The sequence below is a fragment of the Streptomyces sp. TRM49041 genome (genome assembly GCF_008271805.1).
Classification (GTDB): Bacteria; Actinomycetota; Actinomycetes; order Streptomycetales; family Streptomycetaceae; genus Streptomyces.
This window is the reverse complement of record NZ_VSRY01000152.1, coordinates 61913-86276: the sequence shown is the minus strand read 5'-3', so window position 1 is coordinate 86276 and position 24364 is coordinate 61913. Positions and strand designations below refer to the sequence as shown.

The following is a 24364-nucleotide window of genomic DNA, read 5'->3' as shown; positions in this document are numbered from 1 at the left end:
CGGCGTATCGGCGCGTTCCTGGGCAACCCCCGAGTCAGTTGTCGGTCAGTCCCCTCCGTAAACCCGCAAACGCCGTACTCACCGGTATGCGCGGCCATAGCATGCGCCAACGGGACCTCATCCGCACCATTCGGAGTCGCCCATGACCCCTCATCGCAAGATCCGTTCTTCCCCCGCCGAGAAGGCGGGCCTGAGCCGGCCGGTACAGGGCGGCATGTACGTGGCCGCCCTTGTCCTCCTTCCCCTGCTGGCCATTGGCGGAAGCGACGGTTTCCGCGAGTTCCTGGATTTCGGCACCGGCGTCCTGACCCTCGTGTCGCTGACGGCCTCCGTGGCGTGGGCACTCGTCGCAACGGACCGCCTTCTGCTCACGCCCCGTCAGCGTCTGCTCGCCCAGGCCGTCCACCGTGCGACGGCCGTGTCCTCGCTCGGTTTCCTCCTCCTGCACGGCACGGTCAAGGTCTCGCTCGGGCATGTGGAGCTGATCGGCGCGCTCATACCCTTCGGGCTCGGCGTCTCGGGCTCGGCGGGCCTCATAGGGTTCGGTTCGCTGGCCGGCCTCCTGATGGTGGTCGTCGCGTCGACCGGCGCACTGCGCAGCACCCTGGCGGGACGCAGCGCCATAGCCGCCCGCTGGCGCCCGCTGCACATGCTCGCCTACCCGGCCTGGTGCGCGGCCCTGATCCACGGCCTGTACGCGGGGCGCCCGGCCGCCCCCTGGGTGACCGTCCTGTACGGCGCTTCGCTGGCCGCGGTAGCCGCGGCCGTCTCCGTACGCCTCTTGCCCTCGCAGGTGCAGCGTGAGCTGGCCGAGCGGGTCCTCGCCCTGTTCGGGACCGGCCCGGACGGTACCGGCGCCGGTCCGGTTCCGCGGGTGGCGCGGCGGGCCCGGCGCGACCCCGCCATGGCGCCGCTGCCGGGCGCGGCGGGCGTGACGGCGTTCGACGTGGCCGAGGCGCCCCGCCCGCACCCGTACGAGCCCGAGGCACGCTGGGAGCCGCCCAGGCGCGCCCAGGCCGAACGCGTTCCCGAGACGGCGCTCCCGGCCGAGGACCCGCCCCGGCCGAGCGGCGCGGGCGCGGGCGCGGGCCTCGCCGCCGGATACCGCGCCGTGTCACTGGGCGGCGGCAGCGATTCCGCCGACCCGGCCCAGGAGATCCCGTTCGCCGAGCGCGTGCCCATGACGGAGGAGCTGCCGACCGTCACCGAGGAACCGACGGTACGCGCCGGCTACTGGCCGACCCCGTCGCCGCCACCGCCCGCTCCGTCCCCCGCCCCGCGCGCGTACGACGCCTCCGACCCGGCTCCCGACGCCCCGTCTCCCTCCCCGCCCTCTTACGACACCGCCCAGCAGCCGTCCTCGTACGGCAGCGCCGCCGAGCCGACGCCCGGCCAGTTCCAGCGCCCGCCCGCCGGCGAGCCTTGGACCGCACCCGCAGGAGACCGCCCGTGAACGCCCCTCTGCCCGACGTACCCGAGGTCCGTGTCGTCGGCCTCCCCCAGCTCACCCAGGGCTTCGACCTGATCGAACGGCTGGACCTGGCCATGCACCTGAAGGTGCACGGCCCCCTTGAGCCCATGGCCGGTGAGCGGCTGGCACGCCTCGCCGACGAGGTCTCCCTGCGCGGCCGCGGCGGCGCGGGCTTCCCGTTCGGGAAGAAGCTGCGGGCCGTGGCGGAGGCAGCGATACGTCGGGGGGTGCGACCCGTCGTCGTGGTCAACGGCAGTGAGGGCGAACCCGCGTGCCGGAAGGACACGGTGCTCCTCAACCGTGCGCCGCATCTCATCCTGGACGGTGCGCTGCTGGCGGCGGAGGCGCTCGGTGCGCGCACCCTGGTCGTCGCGGTGACCCGGAACTCGACGGAGATCTCCATCCGCGCGGCGCTCGCCGAGCGGGGTCTGTCCGACCGGCGCGGACAGCAGCTGCGCGCGCGCGTGGTGCGTACGCCGGAGCGCATGGTGTCCGGTGAGGCGTCCTCGGTGATCCGCGCGATCGGAGGCGGCCCCGCGCTGCCGCCGGGCCGCCGCGAGCGGGCCTCGGAGTCGGGCGTGGGGGGCGCGCCGACCCTGCTCTCGAACGCCGAGACGTTCGCACAGCTCGCGGTGGCGGCCCGGATCGGCGCCCACCGGTACGCGCACACGGGTCTGGAGGGCGAGCCGGGCACGGTGCTGCTGACGCTGTCCGGCGCGGTCGCCCGCCCCATGGTGGTGGAGGTCCCGACGGGCGTCCCGCTGCGCTACGTGCTGCAGTTGGCGGGTGCGCCGCAGCTTCCCCAGGGCGTGCTGACGGGCGGCTACCACGGCAACTGGATCGACGCGGCGGCTGTGGACAACGCTGTGGTGTCGCGCGCGTCCCTGGCGGCCGTGGGCGGCTCCCTTGGCGCGGGGGCGATCCTCCCGATCGGCCCGGAGACCTGCCCCTTGGGCGAGGCGCAGCGTGTGGCGAACTGGCTGGCCGCGGAGACGGCCGGGCAGTGCGGGCCGTGCCGACTGGGCCTGCCCGCCGCCGCGGGCGGCCTCTCGGACGTACTGAACGGGGGCGGACCGGCGGCGCTGGAGGCGCTGCGGGAGGTCGTGCAGGCCGTGAAGGGCCGGGGCGCGTGCAAGCACCCGGACGGCTCGGCCCGGTTCTTCGCCTCGACGCTGTCCGCGTTCACGGACGATCTGGCGGCGCATGTGCTGGACGGGGGCTGCGGCCGCCCGACGACGGGTGTGCTGCCGCTGCCCGGCCCCGGTTACCAGGACGTCGAGGAGTCCATCCCGAGCGGCGAGCGGCTGGCCGTGGACTGGACGTTGTGCCAGGGACACGGACTGTGCGCGGACATCGTGCCGGAGCTGATCCGCATGGGCCCGGACGGTTTCCCGGTGCTGGCGGACACCTCGGTGCCCACACATCTGCAGGGGCGGGCGCAGCGCGCCGTACGGCGCTGTCCCGCGCTGGCGCTCCGCCTCGAGCAGGCGGCTGCGCCGAAGGAGCGTCCCGCCCTGCCCGCCCCGAACCGGAAGGCCCTGGGCAGCGGCAGGAGTTGAGGCCGCACACGGAGAAGGCGGGCCATCCGATTCGGATGGCCCGCCTTCTTGTGCTGTGGAGCTAAGGAGAATTGAACTCCTGACCTCTTGCATGCCATGCAAGCGCTCTACCAACTGAGCTATAGCCCCTTGCTGTGTGCCGCCTCGCTCGGTTTCCCTTGGGGCTCCCTCGCGGCGACACGGAGAACATTACACGGTCCCCCCGGCCATTCACCAAATCGTTTGTCCGTACCCCCGACCCGCCCGCACCGAGGCAGGTAGCGTCGGCCCACGTGACCGTGACCGTGACCGCACAAACCCGCCTCCGGAGCCTGCCACTGGCCGCCCTGGGAGCCTGCCTGCTGTCGTTCGTGGCCTTCTGGGCCGCGCAGCGCGCCGCCAACGTCTCGATGCTCGACCTGTCGGTCTACCGGGCCGAGGGAGAGACCGTTCTGGCGGCCGGCGATCTGTACGCGATGCGGGCCACCTCGGCGAACCTGCCGACGACGTATCCGCCTTTCGCCGCACTGCTGTTCACGCCGCTGACGCTGGTCGGCGTCCCGGAGATGCGCGCACTGGCGACGCTGGGGAATCTCCTTCTGCTGGTGGCGCTGGTGCATCTGTCGCTGCGGCTCGTGACGTCGGGCCCGGGGGCCGGGAACCTCCGCGGCGGCGCCTTCTGGGAGCGGCCGGGGGCGGCACTGTGGATCGCGGCGGTCCTGGTGTGGAGCGAGCCGGTGTGGCAGACGTTCCGGTACGGCCAGATCAACCTGCTGACGGCGACGGCGGTCATGTGGGATCTCACACGCCGCGGGGACAGCCGCTGGGCCGGCGTGGGCATCGGCCTGGCCACTGCGGTGAAGCTCACACCGGGCCTCTTCGTGGTGCTGCTGTTCGTCGTGGGGGTGGCACGCGCGCGTAGCGGCGGCTGGGCGCCCTGGTGGAACGAGTGGCTGCGCCGGGGAGTGCGGGCGACCATGGCGTTCCTGGTGGTGACGGTCGTGTCCGCCGTCGTCCTGCCGTACGACTCGCGCCGCTTCTGGACCGAGATGATCTTCCAGACGAGCCGGGTCGGCCGCACCGAGGAGACGGCCAACCAGTCGCTGAGCGGGGTCCTGGCGCGCCTGCTGCACACCACCGACCCGGGGCTGTGGTGGCTGGTCGCGGCGACTCTGGTGGGTGCGGCGGGGCTCGCCGTGGCGGTGCTGGCGGCGCTGCGGGGGGACCGTCCGGTGGCGGTGGTGGCGTGTGCCACGACGGCGCTGCTCGTGAGCCCGATCTCGTGGTCGCACCACTGGGTGTGGTGTGTGCCGACACTGATACTCCTGGCGACCCGCGTACGGCCGGTGTGGACGGTCGCCACGGGGCTGGTGTTCGCGTCGTTCTCGCTCTGGTGGGTTCCGCACGCCCCTGCCCCGATACGGCTCGAACTGCACCAGAACGGCTGGCAGATGCTGTTGTCCGGTCTCTACACCCTGCTGGGGCTCGCGCTGTTGGCCTCGTTCGCCGTGCCGGCCCTCCGTGAGCTGCGCGGCAGGGGGCGGCGCGGCAGGGGGCGGCGCGGCAGGGAACTGCGCGGCAGGGGGCGGCCTCAGGCCGTGGCGAACGAGTAGAAGCGCTTGAGGGTGCAGTGCTCGTCGAGGAGACGCCCGTAGATCGGTTCCCCCTCGAGCTCCCGGTACGTCTCGATGGGGTCGCCCTTTATGATCAGCGCCCGCGCGCACTCCTCGCACCAGTACTGGTAGTCCGGGTTGACCGGGTCCATGTCGCGAACGATCGGCGTACCACTGCCGCACCAGTCGCACTTCCGCCTGTGTGCACCCATCACTCAGCTCCAGCTGTGGCCGCAGGACGGGCAGACGGCGGGTCCCTCGAATCTGCTGGCGGCCATCGCGCGCAATCCCTCCCGTCCGGTTCGTCGCCCCCTCCGGCCGTCCGATTCTGCCATGGCGCCGCACGGGCGGCAGCGGGGTCGGCCGTCCGGCCCCGGCGGCCGTCCCAGCGACATCCCAGGACGGTGCTGGAGGCTGGTGGAGGGGGTACGGAAACAGAAATCCCGCCCCCTTGCGGGGACGGGATCCTTGACTGTGGAGCTAAGGAGAATTGAACTCCTGACCTCTTGCATGCCATGCAAGCGCTCTACCAACTGAGCTATAGCCCCTCGTGTTCTTCGCGCTCCGCGCTGCGAACAAGAAGAACTTTAGCCTGTCACCTGCCGGAAAGTGAAATCCGGGTCAGTCGTCGTCGCCGAGGACCGGCTCGGGGAGCGTGCCGGCGTTGTGTTCCAGCAGCCGCCAGCCCCGCGCGCCCTCGCCCAGCACGGACCAGCAGCAGTTCGACAGCCCGCCGAGGCTCTCCCAGCTGTGCGGCGCCAGGCCGAGGAGCCGGCCGATGGTGGTGCGGATCGTCCCACCGTGGCTGACCACGACGAGGGTGCCCTCCTCGGGCAGCTTCTCGGCATGTTCCAGGACCACGGGAGCGGCCCGGTCGGCCACCTCGCTCTCCAGTTCGCCACCGCCACGCCGGACCGGCTCGCCACGCTTCCAGGCGCGGTACTCGTCGCCGTACCGGGCGAGGATCTCCTCGTGGGTCAGGCCCTGCCACACGCCCGCGTACGTCTCGCGGAGCGCGGAGTCATGGCCGACGGGATGCCCGGTGATCGCGGCGAGCTCGGCCGCCGTGGCCGCCGCCCGCTTCAGGTCGGAGGCGATGATCGCGTCCGGCTTGAGCGCGGCGAGCAGCCGGGCGGACCGGCGTGCCTGGGCGAGGCCGGTATCGGTGAGCTCGATGTCCGTACTGCCCTGGAAGCGGCGCTCCAGGTTCCAGGAGGTCTGGCCGTGGCGCCAGAGGACGATACGGCGGCCCCTGCCGCCCTTGGTGCCGCTCAGCGCAGCTCACCGTCCATCCCGTCACCGGCGAGGCCCTCGGGGCCGGCGCCGTCGGCACCGCTGAGCTGGGCGTGCTCCGCCGCCTTGCCGCGGGTCTTCCTGGCGTCCTCGGGCAGCGCCAGCTCCGGGCAGTCCTTCCAGAGCCGCTCCAGTGCGTAGAAGACCCGCTCCTCGCTGTGCTGGACGTGGACCACGATGTCGACGTAGTCCAGGAGGACCCAGCGGGCCTCGCGGTCGCCCTCGCGGCGCACCGGCTTGGCCCCGAGCTCCTTGTTCAGCCGCTCCTCGATCTCGTCGACGATCGACTTGACCTGGCGGTCGCTGGGCGCGGAGGCGAGCAGGAATGCGTCGGTGATCGACAGCACGTCGCTCACGTCGTACGCGATGATGTCGTGCGCGAGCCGGTCGGCGGCCGCCTGGGCGGCGGCGTTCACAAGCGCGATGGATCGGTCGGTGGCGGTCACATGCAGGCTTTCGTCGGCGGTCAAGGACACCTCAAGGGTCTCACGTGCCGCCGACAGCCCGACAACCATTACTTGACCTTGTAATCCTTGCCGAGTACGACGGTGACGTCGGCGTTCGTGGACGGCTCCCCCTTGCGGACGGAGCGGTCCGGCAGTCCGAGGGTCTTTGCGACCTCCTCGGCCTTGGCCTTCTGCGCGGCCTCGCCGTAGCGGACCTCGGAGGTGTTCTCCGCACCGTCCGCGCTGCCTCCGTCGATGACCGCGTAGCCGCCGTTGACCAGGACGATCCGCGCCGCCTCCATGGCGTCGTCGTTGCCGCTGGCGTCGCGGACGCCGACACGGACCACGGCGCCCTGCCCGGGAGCGCTGACTGAGCCGCCGAGGATGTCCTTGACCACGCTCCTGGTGGCGTCCTGGGTGAGCCGACCGTCGCCCTGGACCGGCAGCAGCGCCGTCTTGTAGGCGCCGGTCTTGGCGTGCTCGGCCAGCTTGGCGAGGGACGCCCCCAGGTCCTTGTCGGGCAGCGACGGGTCGAGGATCTGCGCGAGCGACTGGATCGTCATGGTCGCGTTCTTGGGGTCGTCCGACATCTTGCGCAGCACGCCGTGAACGACCTGCCCGAACCGCTGGAGCTGCTGTGTCTCGGACTCGCCGGAGCCGCGGTAGGTGGCGTAGGCGACGGCCATGCGCCCGTCGAGGGTCTGGTTCTCACCCTTGGGCACGAGCGGCGCCTCGCCCTTCTTGGCGGCCGGCACCTCCGCGTCCGTGTTGAGGTCGATCCCGCCGACCAGCTCGACGAGGTTCTCCAGGTACGGGGTGTCGAGCCGCCATGTACCGGTGATCTTGGTGCCTAGGAGGGTGCCGATGGCCTCACGGGTGCCGGACGAGCCGTCGTCCTCGACGGACTTGCCGAGGGTGGTGGTGGTCCCGTCGTCGTTGGCCACCGCGAGGGCGTTGGGGAGCAGGACGGTGGTGCCCTGCTTGGTAGTGGCGTTGTTGACCAGGAGCGCGGTGGAGGTGGCCTCGTCCTTGGTGCTGTGCAGATGGAGGACGATCACGTCGCGCTTCTGCGGGCCGGTGGCAGTGGCGCCGCCCTGCTTGGCGTCCTCCTTGGAGAGGCCGGGGATCAGCCCGGCCTGCCACAGGTAGCCGACGCCGCCGACGAGCGCCAGGGCGAGGACGACGAGGAGTGCGACGACGCGGTTACGGCCTCGCCGCTTGGCCTCCTCGCGGCGCTCCGAGCGGCTCTCGGTGAACTTGAGCCAGTCGATGACGTCCTCGGACTCCTCGTCCGGCACGTCGACGAAGGCGAACTGCTCGGTGCGGTAGTCGCCCGAGTCACGGGCGTCGCGGGAGTCCCGGCCCTCGCGGGGGTCGCGCGGCCCGCCTGCCGCGCGGGGGTCGCGCTGTGGTGACCGCTGGGGCTGCGGCTGCCGGGGCGCGCCGGGGTGCTGCTGCCCCGGCGCGGGGCGGCGCTGTTCGGGTACGGCCGTGGGCCCGGCCCCGGGGCCGGGCTGCACGGGGGGCTGGGGCGGGGACGGGTGCGGGGCCTGGGGCGCCCGCGGGGCCTGCTGGGCCCGCTGGGCCTGCTGGGCCTGCCACTGCTGGGTGCCGTACTGGTCGTAGCCGTACTGGGGGCCGCCTTGCGGCTGCCCCTGGTAGGGCTGGTTCTGGTACGGCTGATTCTGCTGGTCCTGCTGGCCGTGCTGGTACGGCTGGTACGGCTGGGGCTGGGCGTACGGGTCGTATCCGTAGCCCTGTTGCTGCTGGGGATGCGGGGGCTGGGCCTGGGGCGCCTGCTGGGCCTGCTGGTACACGGGCTGCCCGTACTCGTCGTAACCGATGATCTGCGGCTGCGGCGGATAGTACGGGTCGTACTGGCTGTTCTGGTCGTTCACCGGTGCCCCTCTCCGTGACTTACTGGCCCCGGTACAAATGGCGCTTCGCGATGTAGCGCACCACACCGTCCGGCACCAGATACCAGACCGGGTCGCCCTGCGCGACCCTCGCGCGGCAATCCGACGACGAGATGGCGAGCGCGGGCACCTCGACCAGCGAGACACCGCCCTTGGGCAGGCCGTCGTCCGACAGGTCATGACCGGGGCGGGTCACCCCGATGAAGTGCGCGAGCGAGAACAGCTCCTCGGCGTTGCGCCAGCCCGGCATGATCTGGGAGAGCGCGTCGGCGCCGGTGATGAAGAACAGATCGGTGTCCGGGTTGAGGGAGTGCAGCTCCCTCAACGTGTCGATCGTGTAGGTGGGACCGGCGCGGTCGACGTCGATACGGCTGACCGAGAACTGCGGGTTGGACGCCGTGGCGATGACCGTCATGAGGTACCGGTCCTCGGCCGGGGAGACCGTCTTGTGGGTCTTCTGCCACGGCTGGCCGGTCGGTACGAAAACGACCTCGTCCAGGTGGAACAGGGCGGCCACCTCACTGGCGGCCACCAGGTGTCCGTGGTGGATCGGGTCGAACGTCCCACCCATCACGCCCAGGCGGCGTTTGCCGGGACTTCTCGGCACTTCCTGCTCTCCCATGCGTGCAGAGCCTAACGGCACGACGGCCCGGCCGGTCCCGGCGAGCGCCGACTCAGCGGTCGCGGTTGAAGCGGGTGGTGACCCACAGCATCAGCAGCAGCGCCAGGAGCGCGCCGCCACCGGTGACGTAGGGGTTGAGGCTTTCGTGGTTGCCGCCGTGCTCGGAGCCCTGGGCGAGCGTGACCAGGTGGGTGGCGGCGGTGTGGAGGCTGCTCATCTTCTGCGGACCTATCCATCGGAGTCGGAGCGGAGACTTCGCGCACATCGTATGCGGGCGGTCCGGGCACGCTCACGCCGACTCAGTCGTTCTCCTCCCACGGGCGGTTGTCCACAGGCCGTTGTCCACAGCCCCAACGGTCCCGGGGAGCAGCGCCTACTCTGAGGTCTGTCAGGGGGACGAGGCAGATCTCGTACGAATATGGGGGCAACCATGACAGAAAGTGGTCACGAGAGCGTGCCGAGCCGTAGGCGCAGGCGCTTTCCCGGCATCTCCTCCCGCGCCTACGAGCATCCGGCGGATCGCTCCGCGCTCGTCGCCCTGCGCAAGCTCAGCGGCTTCGACACCGTGTTCAAGGCCCTGAGCGGGCTGCTGCCCGAGCGGAGCCTGCGGCTGCTGTACCTCTCCGATTCCGTGCGGGTGAGCGATGAGCAGTTCGCCCACCTCCACGACATGCTGCGCGACGCCTGCTACATCCTGGACCTGGAGAAGGTCCCGCCGATGTACGTCACGCAGGACCCGAAGCCCAACGCGATGTGCATCGGCCTGGACGAGCCGATCATCGTGGTCACCACGGGGCTGGTGGAGTTGCTGGACGAGGAGGAGATGCGGGCGGTGGTCGGCCACGAGGTGGGCCATGCCCTCTCCGGCCACTCCGTGTACCGGACGGTGCTGCTGTTCCTCACCAGCCTGGCGCTGAAGGTCGCGTGGATCCCGCTCGGCAATATGACGATCATGGCGATCGTCACGGCGCTGCGGGAGTGGTTCCGCAAGTCGGAGCTGTCCGCCGACCGGGCCGGGCTGCTGGTCGGTCAGGACCTTCAGGCGTCGATGCGCGGGCTGATGAAGCTGGCGGGCGGGCACCATCTGCACGAGATGAACGTGGACGCGTTCCTGGCGCAGGCGGAGGAGTACGAGTCGGGCGGCGACCTCCGCGACTCGGTGCTGAAGATCATGAACGTGCTGCCCCGCTCCCACCCGTTCACCACGGTGCGCGCGGCCGAGCTGAAGCGGTGGGCGGAGAGCCGCGACTACCAGCGGATCATGGACGGTCACTACCCGCGGCGGTCGGAGGACAGGGAAACGTCCGTCACGGACTCCTTCCGCGAGTCCGCGAGCCACTACGCGGAGACGGTGCGCGGCAGCAAGGATCCGCTGATGAAGCTCGTCGGTGACATAGCCGGCGGTGCCAGTGACCTCGGCGGCAAGCTCTTCGAGAAGTTCGCCGGCGGCGGCTCGGGCAACCGGCCCGGCGGCCCCACCAACAGCAGCAAGGGCGAGGGCGGCCCGGGCACGGCCTGACCCTGAGACCGCCCCCGGCCGGGCACAGCCTGACCCCCTGACCCGGCGGCCGGCCCGTCCGGCTGTCGCGCCCTGGCCCGGGCCCTGCAGAGACATCCCGGGCCAAGGACGGACCTGCCAGGCGTCGCGGGGCACCCGGGGACTTCCTCGTCGTGGTGCCTGCGTCACGGGCGCCTGGCGGCGCCACGGGCCGCCGGTGTCAGGACTTGGGCTCCCCGGGTGCCTCCGTGGGCTGGGAGACGGCGGGCAGGGTGGCACAGAGGGGGGTGGCTGCGGCCGGCGCGGTGGCATACGGGTCGGTTGCCGGGGGCGCGGTCGTGGTGGGGCGCTCGCCGGCCAGGAGGGGGCGCAGGGCGCCGGACAGGTCGGCGGCGCAGTCCATGGGGCCGGCCTGCAGCCGGCCGGCGACCAGCTCGGCGCGGTGCATGCGCAGGTCCTCGCGGTCGAAGCGGAAGCGCAGCTCGCGGCGGACGGTGAACAGCGAGGCGTCCGCGGTGTCGGCGGTAGTGGCGGTGGCGGCGGTGGCGGCGGTGGCGGCGGGGCGCAGCGTGTAGGCGAAGGTGTGGTCGGACGTCACCTCCAGGGCCTCGGCGGACGTCTCCGCGACCCGCAGGGTGCCCTGGACGCGGACGGAGGGGTCGGCGAGGGCCACGCGGGCCGGGTCGAACCGGATGAGCCAGCCGCCGGTGGCGTGGCGCCCGTCGGCGGCCGGGGAGTCGACGCTCCGGTCGAACTGGTCCAGCTGGTCCGGGTCGAGCAGCAGCCGCACGGGCCGGACGGTTCCGCCGGTGAGGGTGTCGGGGTCGAGTGAGGACTGCACCAGGTAGTCCTTGGCGATGGTCAGGGCGGCCATGACCTGGCCCTCGGAGAAGTGGGGGGTGCGTCTCGCGGGCGGCAGGGTGACGCCGGCGGCACCGGCGCGGTACTGCGCGGCAGGGCTGTGGGCATACAGGTCGGCCGGGCGGCCGCCGGGGACGGAGTCCTGGGGCGTCAGGGCGACGAGGATCGTGCTCAGAGGCTCGGCGCGCTGGGCGGGCGGGGGCTGGTAGGGGTACCGGGAGCCCAGGTGGATGGCGGCGGCGAAGACCATCCCGACGAGCAGCACGACCATCAGGGCGGCGGTCCGCGACCGGCGCAGACGCGCTCGCCCGCGTCGGCGTCCGAGCCGCGGCCCACCCCGGGGTCCGTACCCGTACGCGCCCCCGGGACCGGGCTCGTACCCGGCATCAGGTCCGTGGTCCCCGTCCGGGTCCAGGTCCGCGTCCGGGTCCGGATCGGCATCGGGGGCGGTTTCGGAGTCGGAGTCGGGGCCGGGGAGTCTGCGTACGCCGTCGGTGTCGTGGCCCATCCGTTCCTCGGCTGAGAGTTCCTGGATGTGGGCAGCGCGGATGAACGACTCGTCGAAGACGACGGATCGGTACTCGTCCTCGCCACCGCCGGGGAGCCCCTCGGGCGTGCCGTCGGGCGTCCCGTCAGGTGGGTCGCCACTCCCTGCCATACCTTCAGGGTGGGTCTTCGGGCGGCCGGGTAAACGCGCCGCTCGGCGCCGAGTTCACCGGAGGGCCGAGGTCGTATCTTCCGATGCGCGCGGGCACCGCCCTCATCGTCGGCATGCCAGGGCAGGGAGAGGGGCGTCAGGGGGTACGGGGGACCGCGGGGACCGGTGGGGCGGAGTAGTCGGCGGACGCCGAGGCGGACGGGGCCGTGTCCGGGCCGACGTCGGTGGTGGCCGGAGCCGGGATCTGGTCGTCGCGGTCGCCGGAGGAGCTGCGGTACACGGCGGTGAAGGCGAGGGCGACCATGCCGAGGCCCATCAGGAGGGCGACGATCCAGGCGACGGGTCGGTGCCAGCGGAGGCCCGGGCGGTACGGGCGGAGGGCGCCGCCGTAGGGGCCGTACGGGTCGTCGGGCCCGTAGGGATCGTACGGGTCGTCGCCGTAGTAGTCGTGGCCGTCCGGGCCGTCCGGGCCGTACGGATCGTCGTCGGGCGGGGGGCCGCCACCGCGGGCCCTGGCGGCGTCCGCGTCGGCCCGCGCCTGGGCCGCGGCCACCAGTCTCTCCACGGCGCTCGGCTCATGGACCGCGGCGGCTCGTACGAAGTCCTCGTCGAACACCACGGAGGCGAAGTCCTCGTCGGCGCCTCCGCGGTCGTCGTCGGGCTCCCAGCCGTCCGGGAACGGCCTGCCCCCCACGTCGTCCGGCACGGTCTCAGAGTAGACCCGGACGGCGGCTTTGGGCAGGGAGAGCGCGGAAGCTCCCCCTGCCTTCACAGCGGCGACCGGGCCCTGGCGGCTACCGGATGTGACCGTCGCCGGTGACGATGTACTTGGTCGACGTCAGCTCCGGCAGGCCCATGGGGCCACGGGCGTGGAGCTTCTGCGTGGAGATCCCGATCTCCGCGCCGAAGCCGAACTGGCCACCGTCCGTGAACCGCGTCGAGGCGTTCACGGCGACGGTCGTGGAGTCCACCAACTGGGTGAACCGGCGAGCGGCGGCCTGCGAGGTGGTGACGATCGCCTCGGTGTGGCCGGAGGACCACAGCCGGATGTGGCCGACGGCGGCGTCCAGCGAGTCGACGACGGCCGCGGCGATGTCGTACGAGAGATACTCGGCCTCCCAGTCCTCCGGCGTGGCCGGGACGACGGTGGCCTTGGAGCTCTCCGCGTACGGCAGGACCCGCTCGTCGCCGTGGACGGTGACGCCCGCGTCGGCGAGGGCGTCCAGGGCGCGCGGCAGGAACTCGGCGGCGATGTCCTGGTGGACGAGGAGGGTCTCGGCGGCGTTGCACACGCTGACGCGCTGAGCCTTGGAGTTGATCAGGATGTCGACGGCCATGTCCAGGTCGGTCTGGGCGTCGACGTACACATGGCAGTTGCCGGTGCCGGTCTCGATGACCGGGACGGTGGACTCCTCGACGACCGTGCGGATCAGGGACGCGCCGCCGCGCGGGATGAGCACGTCGACCAGGCCGCGGGCGCGCATCAGCTCGCGCACCGAGTCGCGGGACTCGCCCGGCACGAGCTGCACGGCGTCCGCCGGGAGCCCGGCGCCGCCGACGGCGTCGCGCAGGACCCGGACCAGGGCCGTGTTGGACGCGTACGCGGAGGAGGAGCCGCGCAGCAGGACCGCGTTGCCGGACTTCAGGCAGAGGGCGGCGGCGTCCACCGTGACGTTCGGACGCGCCTCGTAGATGATGCCGACCACGCCGAGGGGGACGCGTACCTGCCGCAGGTCCAGGCCGTTCGGCAGGGTCGAGCCGCGTACCACCTCGCCGACCGGGTCGGGCAGCGCGGCGACGTGCCGGACGTCGGCGGCGATGGCCCGTACCCGCTCCGGGGTGAGCGTCAGCCGGTCGACGACCGACTCGCTGGTGCCCGCCTCCCGGGCCTTGGCCACGTCCTCGGCGTTGGCCTGGACGATCTCGGCCGTCCGGACTTCCAGCGCGTCGGCCATGGCGAGCAGCGCGTCGTCCTTCACCGCGCGCGGGAGAGGCGCGAGGTCGGCGGCGGCCGCACGGGCCCGATAGGCGGCCTGGGCCACCGGCGACATGTCGTCGTACGGGTTCATGGAGGGAGAGGCGGAGTGCGAGGTCATGCCCGCAGGGTAATGCGCTCCCCGCGGGCATCCCGCATATGTAACGCTCCGTCCCGCTCTGCGAGACGGAGCGAGACCGAGCCCTGGTGCCGGGCACCGAGCCCTGGTGCCGGGCACCGACGTCCGACGACGGGACGGACCTCAGTACGGGTGTACGCCCACGGGCGCCGCCGGCGGCGGTCCGTACCCCTCGGCGATGCGCAGGTGGTAGGTCTCGCGGTCGATGACCTCCAGGCCGACGATCTCCCAGGGCGGCAGCTTGGCGCTCTGCCGGTGCTCGCCCCACAGGCGCAGCGCGACCGCCGCCGCGTCGTGCAGGTCGCGGGCCTCTTCCCAGTACCGGATCTCGGCGTGATCGTTCGCGTACCTGCTGGTCAGCAGGAACGGATGGTCGTGGGCGAGCTGCTCGAGCGCCCGCCGGACCTCCTTCAGCGGGGCCTCCCGGCCGGACACGCTGAGCGTGATGTGCCACAGCTTCGACACCGGCCGGTCCGGGGTGTCGTCACCCGCGCCCGTCCCGGTGCCCGTCCTGACGCCCGCGCCGGCCCCCGTGCTCGCTCCGGCGCCCGTGCCGGTCCCGGCTCCGAACGCGGCGTCGTCGAAATCGGCCCCGGCCTCGACACTCGTCAAGGCACGTTCGGTCGTCCCGCGGGGCGAAGCCCCTGGGCGCGCTCGTCTCACCGGCGGCCTCCTGTTGATGCGTTGTCGTGCTGTCACCCCGCTTACCCCCCAGACAAAGTTGACCAGCCCGGCGCGGAACGTGGGGCGGTTTTGGTAAAGGTCTCCGGTGGTTGAGCCGACTTTCAGCCGTTCCAGGGGTGCAGTACGACCAGATCGTCCCTGTGTACGACTTCTCTCTCGTATGCCGGACCGAGCTCCTTCGCCAGCTCTTTGGTGGAACGTCCCAGCAGCTGCGGGATCTCCTTCGCGTCGAAGCTGACGAGTCCGCGCGCGACGGGCCGGCCGTCGGTGTCACGCAGCTCGACCGGGTCCCCCGCCCCGAACTCCCCCTCCACGGCGGCGATTCCGGCCGGCAACAGGGACTTCCTGCCGTGCACGACGGCCCGCACGGCACCCTCGTCGAGGGTCAGGGCGCCCTGCGGCGCGGAGGCGTGCGCGAGCCACAGCAGCCGGCCTGTGGAGCGCCGCCCTGTGCTGTGGAAGTACGTGCCGGTGTCGCGGCCGGCGAGGGCGTCGGCCGCCCGGCTGGCCGAGGTGAGTACGACGGGGATGCCGGCGGCCGCGGCGATCCGGGCCGCCTCCACCTTGGTGACCATGCCGCCTGTGCCGACCCCGGCCTTCCCGGCGGAGCCGATCTCGATACCGGTCAGGTCCTCCGGCCCCCGGACCTCCTCGATACGGGACGTGCCGGGCCTCCTCGGGTCGCCGTCGTACAGCCCGTCGACGTCCGAGAGCAGCACCAGCAGGTCGGCGCGGACGAGGTGGGCGACGAGCGCGGCGAGGCGGTCGTTGTCGCCGAACCGGATCTCGTCCGTGGCCACGGTGTCGTTCTCGTTGACGACCGGGAGGGCGCCCATGGTGAGGAGTTGCTCGAGCGTCCGGTACGCGTTGCGGTAGTGGGCGCGGCGGCTCATGTCGTCGCTGGTGAGCAGGATCTGGCCGACACGCACCCCGTAGCGGGCGAAGGAGGCGGTGTAGCGGGCGACGAGGAGGCCCTGGCCGACGCTGGCGGCGGCCTGCTGGCGGGCGAGGTCCTTGGGGCGGCGGACGAGACCGAGCGGGGCGAGCCCGGCGGCGATGGCGCCGGACGAGACGAGGACGACCTCCCGCTCCCCCTGGCCGCGGACCTTGGCGAGTACGTCGACGAGCGCGTCGACGCGGTCCGCGTCGAGGCCGCCTGAGGCTGTGGTCAGGGACGATGAGCCGACCTTGACGACGATCCTGCGAGCTTCCGTTACGTACTGCCTTGCCACTGTCACATGGCGAATCTATGCCAGCGGCGCCGCCCCGTGCGCGGATATCCCACTCGATGGACACACCCGTGGACAGCCCCATGGACACACTCGGAGACACACACGGAGACACACACGGGGACACACACCGGGACACACACGGGGACACACGCGTGCACACACCTGGGCGCGGCCCCGAGGACAGTCCCGGGTCCGTACGGCGACGGCCCGCACGCTCCCCTCACGAGGGGCGTACGGGCCGTCGCAGTGTCTGCGCGGAGTCCACGGGCGCGGGCGTGGGTGACGGCCGCGGTCAGCCGACCGCCGTCGTCTCGGCGGCGTCCGTGTCGTCCGCCTCGGCCGCGGCGGTGGACCCGCCGTCCGGCGCGGCGACCGGCGTCGCGCCGTCCTCACGGTCCAGTTCGCCGATCCGCTGCCCGGCGAGCCGCTGGGAGACGCCCGAGTTACGGGCCTCCGCCTTGGCGGCCAGGGCGCGCACCGCGGCGTTGAACTGCTCGATGGAGGTGGGTTCGTCGGGCCCGAGGAGGTACCGCTTGAGGCCGCGCCGTTCCTCCGCCAGCTTGTCGGCGGCCGGGTCGGCCACCGCGGCGAGCAGCTCGTCGAGTTCGGCGGCGCTGTTGGAGAGGATCACCGCGGCCCGTACGGCGGTGTTCTGACGCCGGAACTCGTCGACGCCGATCTCGGCGGAGTCGGTCACGGCGTACGGCTTGCCGCTCGCGATGAAGTCGGAGACGACGCTGGAGATGTCGGAGACCATGCCGTCGGACTCGTTGAAGCAGTCGTACAGGTGCGGCTGGGAGCCGGTGACGACGCGGTGCTCCCACCAGCCGAAGGAACGCCAGTAGGCGTCGTTCCACTCGGCACGCAGGCGCTTGATCGCGGTGAGGCGGTGGGGGTCGGCGAGCGAGACGCGGGATGTCTCGGATTCGTCGGTGCCCTTGCGGCCCGGACTGCTGAGAGCGGCCAGGCGGGCCTCGATACGGCTCAGTTCGGCGCGGGCGGCGGCCTGTCCGGACTGTGCCGCGGCCGCCTCCTTCGCCCAGCGCGGGTCGGTGGCGCGGCGGGCGGCGGCCTCGGTGACCAGCTTGCGGATGCGCTCGTCGACGGCCTTGGCCTTCTTGTTGACGAGTCCGGTGAAGGGGTGCGGCTTGTAGATGACGCGGACCGGCGGGTCGGCGGCGAGCAGCCGCCTGACGATGTTCTCCCCGGCGAGCAGCACCGAGGTGTTGCCCGGGTTGCCGTCCCAGCCCTCCCAGGTGGGGGCGTACAGGACGGTCGGGATCGGGTTCTTCGGCGCGCCCGTCCAGCGCTGGATGGGGGCGAGCTGGGGGCGGCCGACCTCGACGATGTCCTCGTCGCGGACACCGACGTCGGCGAGCGCGTACCGGTCGCGGCCGGCCTGGCCTGCGGTCCACACCTCGTCGTACACCTTGGAGAACGGGTTGACGCTGGCGAGCTTGTCGCTGTCGCCGTGGCCGATGAAGACGTGCTTCATGGTCGGGACACGCAGGATGTGGATGTTCTTGCCGACGTTGGCGGGGTAGAGGGTGACCCGGATCGTGGACAGGTCCCTCGCCATCAGGTGCTGGCCGCCGGGAATGCAGAGGACGGGTACCGAGGTGTCGCCGAGCTTCGGTACGAGGTTCCGCTCGCGCATGATGATGATCGGCCGGCCGTCGACCTGCTCCATGGTGTCCAGCCACATGTTGACCTGGTAGGCGGAGTCGTCGGAGCCGGAGAAGTAGAGCGCGACGGTCGGCTGGTACTCGCGCAGCCAGGTGTCGACGGCCTTGAGGACCGCGCCCGGACCGGGGACGCGGCGCTTGCGGCGCAGGTACGGGGCGAGAAGCAGGATGTAGAGCGTGCCGAGGGCCAGCGTCGCGGTCACTCCCGCGTACGCGAGAACGTTCCGGCCCGTGGCGACGGCGGCGATGACGCCGACGACGGCGGGGACGTCGAGGTGCAGCATCTTCTCGCCGGAGCGGTTCAGCAGCGCGCGCGGCGGGGCGTCCGGGATGCGTACGCCGTGCAGGTCGACGTTGCGGGTGACGACCGGCATGGTGCGGCGGAGCCGGATGAAGGTGGCGAGGGCGCCCTGCGGAGCCTGAAGGCCGTAGAAGAGCAGGAAGCAGGCGACCGTGGCGTAGAACACCGGCTGCTCGGCGAGGTTCTCGCGGGCGAGGAGCAGGATCAGCAGCAGCTGGCGCAGCAGGAAGCGGATGGGGAGTCCGGCTCTGACGCTGTTGAGGCGGTTGACCAGACGGCTCTTCTTCTGGTGCAGATACCAGTCGGCGACATAGGTCACGGCGCCGGCACCCGCGAACAACCAGATGTTCGGAATCAGCGCGGCGAGCATGACGCACGGATATCCGAGTCCCATGAGGACTGCCGCGGCCAGCTCCGACCCGCTGCCCACACGGGCCACTCGAATGACGGTCGAAATCACGTAGAACCTGCTCCAGACGGGGATGCCGGTTTGTTTCACAAGGCGTTGGTTCCGTGAAGGTGGGGCTTCACTGCGCGGGCCCCCGCATTCGCGAATCCGGCGATGATTCAGGCGCTGATGCGGGGGCCCGGGAATTTCACATCCAGCGAGTATTACACATCTTCCTGGCGGTCCAGGACGGCCGCCAGAGCCTGCTCGAACCCGGATGCCTCACCGGCCGCCCGGGTCGGATCCTGCTGCCGTACGTCGATGACGTGGCCGGTGAGTTCGGAGAGCAGAACGTCCAGCGAGGTGCGGGCGACGGCCTCCGAGGAGAGCAGCGACCCGGCCGGTTCCTGGCCGAACGCCCTGGTCCGCATGGGAGTCGCGGTGCGCTCCGGGTTGACGCAATTCACACGGATTCCGTCGGCCGCCCATTCGTCGGCGAGCGCCTGGGTGAGGTTCACCATGGCGGCCTTGGTCGATGAATACAGGCTGTACTCGGCGCGTCCGCGGGTGTAGCTGGAGGAGGTGTAGAGGAGCAGCTGCCCCTTTGTCTCCACCAGGTACTTGTACGACGCACGCGCGATCTGTACAGGAGCCAGGTAATTGACGTTCAGGGCTTCCTGAATGGTGGCGGTGTCGGTTTCCGCGAGCTTGCCGATACGCAGGACCCCGGCCGTGTTGATCACGTAGTCGATGCGGCCGGTCTCCGTGTACGCCGTGGAGAGTGCGTCGTCCACGTGCTGCGGGTTCTCGACGTGCGTGCCGGTCGTCGAGCGGCCCAGCGCGTACACCTTGGCGCCGTAGCTCTCGGCGAGGCTCGCGATGTCGGCGCCGATGCCGTACGAGCCGCCGAAGACGACGAGGGTCTTGCCGGCCAGCAGCTCCCGGTAGGCGGCCTCGTCGGCCTGGCGCGGGGCGGCCGTGGAGGCCAGCTGGAACAGCTTGTCGGCGATGAAGACGTCGACGGGCTGCGTGACCTTCATGTTGTACTCGTCGCCCGGCACGACGTGGATCGGCACGTCCGGCAGGTACTTGAGGACGACGGAACAGTCGTCGGTGGCCTGGAAGTTGGGATCCCCGGCCGCGACCTCGTACGCCCTGCGGATGGTGGACAGCTTGAACGCCTGCGGGGTCTGGCCGCGGCGCAGCCGGGAGCGGTCCGGTACGTCGGTGATGAACTCGCCGTCCTCGCCGTGCGTACGGGTCACGATGATCGTGTCGGCGGACGGGATGGCGACGTCGACGGCCTCGTAGCGGTCGAGGGCGTCGACGCAGTCCTTGATCACTCGCTGTGACAGCAGCGGACGGACGGCGTCGTGGAAGAGGACGTTGAGGTCCTCTCCGTCCCCGAGGCCCTCGCCGAGGGCGGCGATGGCACGCTCGGTGGTCTCGTTGCGCGTGGCGCCACCCTCGATGACCTGGGTGACCTTGGTCAGCCCGGCCTTGGCGACGATCTTCTCGACGTCGGGCACGAAACCCGGTGCCATCAGCACGATCACGTCGTCGACGCAGTCGGCCTGCTCGAAGATCGTGAGTGTGTGCTCGATGACCGCCTTGCCCGCGATCTTCAGCAACTGCTTCGGGATCGCGAGACCCACCCGCTGACCGGTGCCCCCGGCGAGTACGACGGCAGTGGTACGGGTCTTGGCTTCTCGGGCCGCGGACGGAGGCGCTGACACAGGGACGACCTACCTTGCTATGGCTGGGGGAACGGGCTGATGGTCGCACTGTCCGTTACCAAATCGCAAGGCGGGACAGAAGGGCGCTACCCCTGCCGGCCACTGGCAGTTCACCTCGTGGCCAGCCTTGTTGAGGCGGCCGGGAGCGGGCGGCGGTGGTGACGGACGGCACACCATCCGGCGGTTTGGAAGATCCTGTGCGCCCGGCGCGGCCGCGGTGTGTACGCTCCGCGACCCTCTCTCACTCTCTCCGTCACTCTCCGCTCTCCTCGGGACTGTGTGTGCCGTCGCCCTGTGTGTCGCCTATGTGTCGGTGACGCGGACGTACAGGGCGTTGTGGCCGTCGTAGCGGAGCGTGAGCTCGTCGATCCGCTGCGGCTGTCGGCGCACCTTCCGCACGATCCGGCGCAGGAGCAGCAACGGCCGCTGCCGGTGCCGCCGGACCGGCCGGTACGCGAAGACGTCCGCTTTCGCCACCACATCGTCGAGCAACCTGGCGATCTTGATGGGCGGTTGGCCGTCGGCGTGGCGCAGCCAGAGCGCCCAGGTGTCCTGCTCACGGCGCCGGCGGCCGGCCGGCTCGGCCCACGGCAGGGTGATCCGGAAGCGCCGGTCGGGGAGCCAGGCGCCGGTGACGACGACCTCTTCGTGGCTGTCGTAGCGACGCAGGACGAGCTGGGGGCGATCGACGACCCGGTCGGCGGGCCCGATGAGCCGCCCCGTGACGGTCACATCCTGGTCGGTGACCTCGATGTCGCCGGCCTCGGCATGCACGGCCCGTACCCAGGAGCGCAGCTCCAGCAGGTGCTGGGGCGCCCTGCGGTACGGGACGAGGTGGCGCACCCCGGCTCCGGGGGCGATCCGCTCGGCGGCGTGCAGCGACCCCCGCTGGTCGACAGCGCGCGCGGTGAGGGGCGCGCGGGTGCCGGTGGCGGGGTGTTCGGCGTGGCACACCCAGTTGCCCTCGGTGAGGTCCTCGCCCGAGGGGATGGTGAGAGTGCCGTCGGGGCGGAACGTATACGTCCGCTCCGCGGGCTCGGAGCCCTGGACTACGGCCACGAGGCGCAGCCCGTCGTAGCGCGCGGCCGCGGCGGGCGGGGAGATCAGGCGGACGGTGAGCGAGCCGTCGGCCTCGGCGACGCAGTCGGCGACGGGCGCGAAGCCGTCCGGCTCCGACCGGCCGTCGGACTGACCGTCGGGCCGACCGCCCCGCTGCCCGTCCGGCCGTACGACGCTGTCGGCACTGGCACCGGCACCGGCACTGGAGCCGGAGCCGGAGCCGGAGCCGGAGCCGACGGACGTACCGGCAGACGTACCCTCCCCGCCGGTGGCCCCGCCGGTGGCCCCGTCCCCGGCGCCCGCACCCGCACCCGCAGCCAGCTCCGCGAAGAGGTCGGCGTACTGCTTGGCGATGGCGGACGGGTCGAAGCGGCCGGCGTTACGGAGGGCCGCCTCGCCCATGCGGCGGCGGAGCCCCTCGTCCTCGATGAGCCGCAACAGCGCGTCGGCCACGGCGCCGGCGTCACCGACCGGCACCAGCAGTCCGTCCTCACCGTCCTTGATGATCTCCCGGGGGCCGTAGTCGCAGTCCGTGCTGACCATGGGGACGCCGCAGCGCATCGACTCGACGAGGGTCATACCGAACGACTCGTGGCGGGAGGTGGAGGCGGCGATGGCGCCCTTGACCCACTCGGGCTCGATGGGTGAGCGGGGGCCCATGAGGAAGACGCTGTTGTTGAGGCCGAGAGCGTCGATGCGGTTGCGGAGCTTCTCCCGCTCGGGGCCCCAGCCGCAGATGCGCAGGGTCCACTCGGGCCGTACGGCGACGACCTTCGCGAACGCCTGGATCAGTACCTCGTACTGCTTCTCCCGGGAGAGCCGCCCCGCGGCGACGACGGTGGTGCCCGACTGATCGGAGGGGGTGACCATGGGCTCGGGCACGCTGTTGGGTATGCACAGCACGCGCGTGTCCGGCAGCCGCATCCGCTCGCGCCACACCTCCGCGTCGCCCTCGGAGACGGTCACGAAGGCGTCGAGCGCCTCCAGATGAGGCCGCATCTCCTCGCGCAGCACCTGCTTGTGGTGGTTGTGCGTCATGTGCTCCTGGCCGATGAGCACGGCGCCGGAGGGCGCGAACTGCGCGACGTACGCCACGAGTCCGGGGCGGGTGCCGATGACGACGTCGGCGTCGGCGTCGGCGTCGGCGTCGGAGCGCGCGTAGTGGGCGCGGACCCGCTCGTCGGTGAGCTTGCTGTACTCCTTGTAGCGCGCCTCGTTGCGGGGGAAGAGCTCCGCGGGCGTGAGCTGGTCCGGGTGCTCATTCTCGCAAGTGGGCGACTTGGGGCGGGTGTCGATCAGGGGTACGACGCTGATACGCGGGTCGATGGTGAAGAGCGGGATGTCGCGGTGCCGGAAGACGGAGACGATCTCGACCTCGTGCTGGTCGGCGAGCTCCTCGGCGAGGTTCAGCGTGGTGCGGATGGTGCCGCCGATGCCGTAGATCGTGTGGATGAGGAAAGAGATCTTCACCGATGCCCCGTGTGTGTGCGAAACGGGGCGCTAGTCGGTCGCCCCGATTGCTAGACGGTGGCGATAACCGAAAGGTTGTGCAGGTCGGGAACCCTTTTCAGCCATAGGCCGGGCGAGGCGCGCGGAGCGGGGGGCATGCGAAAGGCGGGGCCGCCGGAAAGCGACCCCGCCTTACTGACCAACAGTCAGAAGATGAGTCCTCAGAAGGGGTTGAAGTCCCCGAACTCCCGCTCGGCCTCGTCGCGCTCGGCCTGCCGGTCCTTGCGGCGCTGGGCGGCGGGGCGCGGCGCCTCCAGGCGGTGGTCCTCGCCTCGGCGGCCGAGCATCTCGGCGCCCGCCATCAGGGTCGGCTCCCAGTCGAAGACGACCGCGTTCTCCTCGGGGCCGATGGCGACGCCGTCGCCGGCCCGGGCACCGGCCTTCATCAGCTCCTCCTCGACGCCGAGTCGGTTGAGCCGGTCGGCGAGGTAGCCGACGGCCTCGTCGTTGTTGAAGTCGGTCTGGCGGACCCAGCGCTCCGGCTTCTCGCCGCGGACCCGGAACAGGCCGTCCTCCTCCTGGGTGACGGTGAAGCCGGCGTCGTCGACCGCCTTGGGCCGGATGACGATCCGGGTCGCCTCCTCCTTCGGCTTCGCGGCACGCGCCTTGGCGACGATGTCGGCGAGCGCGAAGGACAGCTCCTTGAGGCCCTGGTGGGCGACGGCCGACGCCTCGAAGACGCGGTAGCCGCGGGACTCCAGGTCGGGGCGGACCATGTCGGCGAGGTCCTTGCCGTCCGGGATGTCGATCTTGTTGAGGACGACGATGCGGGGACGCTCGTCGAGGCCGCCGTACTGCTTGAGCTCCTCCTCGATGGTGTCGAGGTCGGAGAGCGGGTCGCGCTGGGACTCCAGGGTCGCCGTGTCGAGGACGTGGACGAGGACGCTGCACCGCTCGACGTGGCGCAGGAACTCCAGGCCGAGGCCCTTGCCCTGGCTGGCGCCGGGGATGAGGCCGGGGACGTCGGCGATGGTGTAGACGGTGGAGCCGGCGGTGACGACGCCGAGGTTCGGTACGAGGGTGGTGAACGGGTAGTCCGCGATCTTCGGCTTGGCTGCGGACAGCACCGAGATCAGCGAAGACTTCCCCGCGCTCGGATACCCGACCAGGGCCACATCGGCGACGGTCTTCAGCTCCAGGACGATGTCCTGGAGGTCACCCGGCTCGCCGAGCAACGCGAAGCCGGGGGCCTTGCGGCGGGCCGAGGCGAGCGCGGCGTTGCCGAGGCCACCGCGACCGCCCTGGGCGGCGACGTACCGGGTGCCGTGTCCGACGAGGTCGGCCAGCACATTGCCGCCCTTGTCGAGGACGACGGTCCCGTCCGGCACCGGCAGGACCAGGTCCTGGCCGTCCTTGCCGGAGCGGTTGCCGCCCTCGCCGGGCTTGCCGTTGGTGGCCTTGCGGTGGGGTGAGTGGTGGTACTCGAGGAGCGTCGTCACCGACTGGTCGACGACGAGGATCACATCGCCGCCACGCCCGCCGTTGCCCCCGTCGGGGCCGCCGAGCGGCTTGAACTTCTCCCGGTGCACGGAGGCACAGCCGTGGCCCCCGTTACCCGCGGCGACATGCAGCTCGACGCGGTCCACGAAGGTGGTCATGGTGGGGTGCCTCCAGCAGTGCGGAAAATGTGCGAGTGAAAAGTCTGAGCTGTTGAGCTGTCTTACCTGTAACACGCGAAGGGCGGACCCGCTTCCCGCACGGCGTACACCGTACGAGAAGAGAGGTCCGCCCTCGCGAAGA

At 71.5% G+C, this 24364-nt stretch carries 19 protein-coding genes and 2 tRNA genes; 4 read left to right on the top strand and 17 right to left on the bottom strand.

The window, feature by feature from the left end; genetic code table 11:
- Window positions 1–142: 142 nt before the first annotated feature.
- Complete coding sequence (locus tag FVS66_RS23415; protein WP_262387162.1) at window positions 143–1453, top strand: hypothetical protein; 1311 nt, start codon at window positions 143–145, stop codon at window positions 1451–1453.
- On the top strand, window positions 1450–3030 hold the full coding sequence (locus FVS66_RS23410) for an NADH-quinone oxidoreductase subunit NuoF family protein (RefSeq protein ID WP_149183161.1): 1581 nt from the start codon (window positions 1450–1452) through the stop codon (window positions 3028–3030). The genes FVS66_RS23415 and FVS66_RS23410 overlap by 4 nt, the downstream gene beginning before the upstream one ends.
- 56 nt (window positions 3031–3086) lie before the next feature.
- On the opposite strand, the gene FVS66_RS23405 is transcribed toward FVS66_RS23410, so the two are convergent.
- Window positions 3087–3159 (bottom strand) — tRNA-Ala (locus FVS66_RS23405).
- Window positions 3160–3302: 143 nt separating this feature from the next.
- On the opposite strand from FVS66_RS23405, the gene FVS66_RS23400 reads away from it, so the two are divergent.
- Entirely contained in the window at window positions 3303–4622 is a 1320-nt protein-coding gene (locus FVS66_RS23400; RefSeq protein ID WP_149183160.1) for a glycosyltransferase 87 family protein, read from the top strand.
- Here the strand turns inward: FVS66_RS23400 and FVS66_RS23395 are convergent.
- From FVS66_RS23395 to FVS66_RS35195, 7 genes are all read right to left on the bottom strand, one after another.
- The gene (locus FVS66_RS23395; RefSeq protein WP_030494108.1) at window positions 4601–4834 is read right to left on the bottom strand and encodes a hypothetical protein; all 234 of its coding nucleotides are present in this window, start codon (window positions 4832–4834) and stop codon (window positions 4601–4603) included. The two genes, FVS66_RS23400 and FVS66_RS23395, sit on opposite strands and share 22 nt — an antisense overlap.
- 263 nt (window positions 4835–5097) lie before the next feature.
- A tRNA-Ala gene (locus FVS66_RS23390) sits at window positions 5098–5170 on the bottom strand.
- Between the two features lie 73 nt (window positions 5171–5243).
- A complete protein-coding gene (locus FVS66_RS23385) occupies window positions 5244–5897 on the bottom strand; it encodes a histidine phosphatase family protein (RefSeq protein ID WP_149183159.1) in 654 nt (217 codons plus the stop codon).
- Window positions 5894–6430: a ribosome silencing factor gene (gene rsfS / locus FVS66_RS23380; protein ID WP_399226125.1), complete on the bottom strand. Its 537-nt coding sequence runs from the start codon at window positions 6428–6430 to the stop codon at window positions 5894–5896. Before rsfS ends, FVS66_RS23385 begins: the two co-directional genes overlap by 4 nt.
- Window positions 6430–8259, bottom strand: coding sequence for an LCP family protein (locus tag FVS66_RS23375; RefSeq protein ID WP_149183158.1), 1830 nt, complete (start codon window positions 8257–8259; stop codon window positions 6430–6432). The genes rsfS and FVS66_RS23375 overlap by 1 nt, the downstream gene beginning before the upstream one ends.
- A 19-nt stretch (window positions 8260–8278) precedes the next feature.
- Window positions 8279–8899: a nicotinate-nucleotide adenylyltransferase gene (nadD, locus tag FVS66_RS23370; RefSeq protein WP_149183157.1), complete on the bottom strand. Its 621-nt coding sequence runs from the start codon at window positions 8897–8899 to the stop codon at window positions 8279–8281.
- A 52-nt stretch (window positions 8900–8951) separates the two neighbouring features.
- Window positions 8952–9116, bottom strand: coding sequence for a hypothetical protein (locus FVS66_RS35195; protein WP_187645661.1), 165 nt, complete (start codon window positions 9114–9116; stop codon window positions 8952–8954).
- A 213-nt stretch (window positions 9117–9329) separates the two neighbouring features.
- Between FVS66_RS35195 and FVS66_RS23365 the strand changes: the two genes are divergently transcribed.
- Entirely contained in the window at window positions 9330–10418 is a 1089-nt protein-coding gene (locus FVS66_RS23365; RefSeq protein ID WP_149183156.1) for a M48 family metallopeptidase, read from the top strand.
- 199 nt (window positions 10419–10617) lie between these two features.
- Here FVS66_RS23365 and FVS66_RS23360 read toward each other — a convergent pair whose 3' ends face one another.
- The 9 genes from FVS66_RS23360 to obgE all read right to left on the bottom strand — a co-directional run bounded on the left by FVS66_RS23360 (window position 10618) and on the right by obgE (window position 24222).
- Entirely contained in the window at window positions 10618–11916 is a 1299-nt protein-coding gene (locus FVS66_RS23360; protein WP_149183155.1) for a hypothetical protein, read from the bottom strand.
- Between the two features lie 136 nt (window positions 11917–12052).
- On the bottom strand, window positions 12053–12622 hold the full coding sequence (locus tag FVS66_RS23355; protein ID WP_149183154.1) for a hypothetical protein: 570 nt from the start codon (window positions 12620–12622) through the stop codon (window positions 12053–12055).
- 88 nt (window positions 12623–12710) lie between these two features.
- Window positions 12711–14012, bottom strand: a complete 1302-nt coding sequence (locus FVS66_RS23350) for a glutamate-5-semialdehyde dehydrogenase (RefSeq protein ID WP_149183153.1) — start codon at window positions 14010–14012, stop codon at window positions 12711–12713.
- Between the two features lie 141 nt (window positions 14013–14153).
- Window positions 14154–14693: a hypothetical protein gene (locus tag FVS66_RS23345; RefSeq protein WP_149183152.1), complete on the bottom strand. Its 540-nt coding sequence runs from the start codon at window positions 14691–14693 to the stop codon at window positions 14154–14156.
- Window positions 14694–14815: 122 nt separating this feature from the next.
- Window positions 14816–15952 (bottom strand): glutamate 5-kinase, encoded by a 1137-nt coding sequence (gene proB, locus FVS66_RS23340; RefSeq protein WP_149183151.1) that lies wholly within the window; start codon window positions 15950–15952, stop codon window positions 14816–14818.
- A 286-nt stretch (window positions 15953–16238) separates the two neighbouring features.
- On the bottom strand, window positions 16239–18392 hold the full coding sequence (locus tag FVS66_RS23335) for a hypothetical protein (RefSeq protein WP_149183150.1): 2154 nt from the start codon (window positions 18390–18392) through the stop codon (window positions 16239–16241).
- Between the two features lie 152 nt (window positions 18393–18544).
- Window positions 18545–20056 (bottom strand): bifunctional cytidylyltransferase/SDR family oxidoreductase, encoded by a 1512-nt coding sequence (locus tag FVS66_RS23330; protein WP_149183149.1) that lies wholly within the window; start codon window positions 20054–20056, stop codon window positions 18545–18547.
- A 303-nt stretch (window positions 20057–20359) separates the two neighbouring features.
- Complete coding sequence (locus FVS66_RS23325) at window positions 20360–22585, bottom strand: glycosyltransferase family 4 protein (RefSeq protein WP_149183148.1); 2226 nt, start codon at window positions 22583–22585, stop codon at window positions 20360–20362.
- Window positions 22586–22785: 200 nt separating this feature from the next.
- On the bottom strand, window positions 22786–24222 hold the full coding sequence (gene obgE, locus FVS66_RS23320; protein ID WP_149183147.1) for a GTPase ObgE: 1437 nt from the start codon (window positions 24220–24222) through the stop codon (window positions 22786–22788).
- Window positions 24223–24364 lie beyond the last annotated feature (142 nt).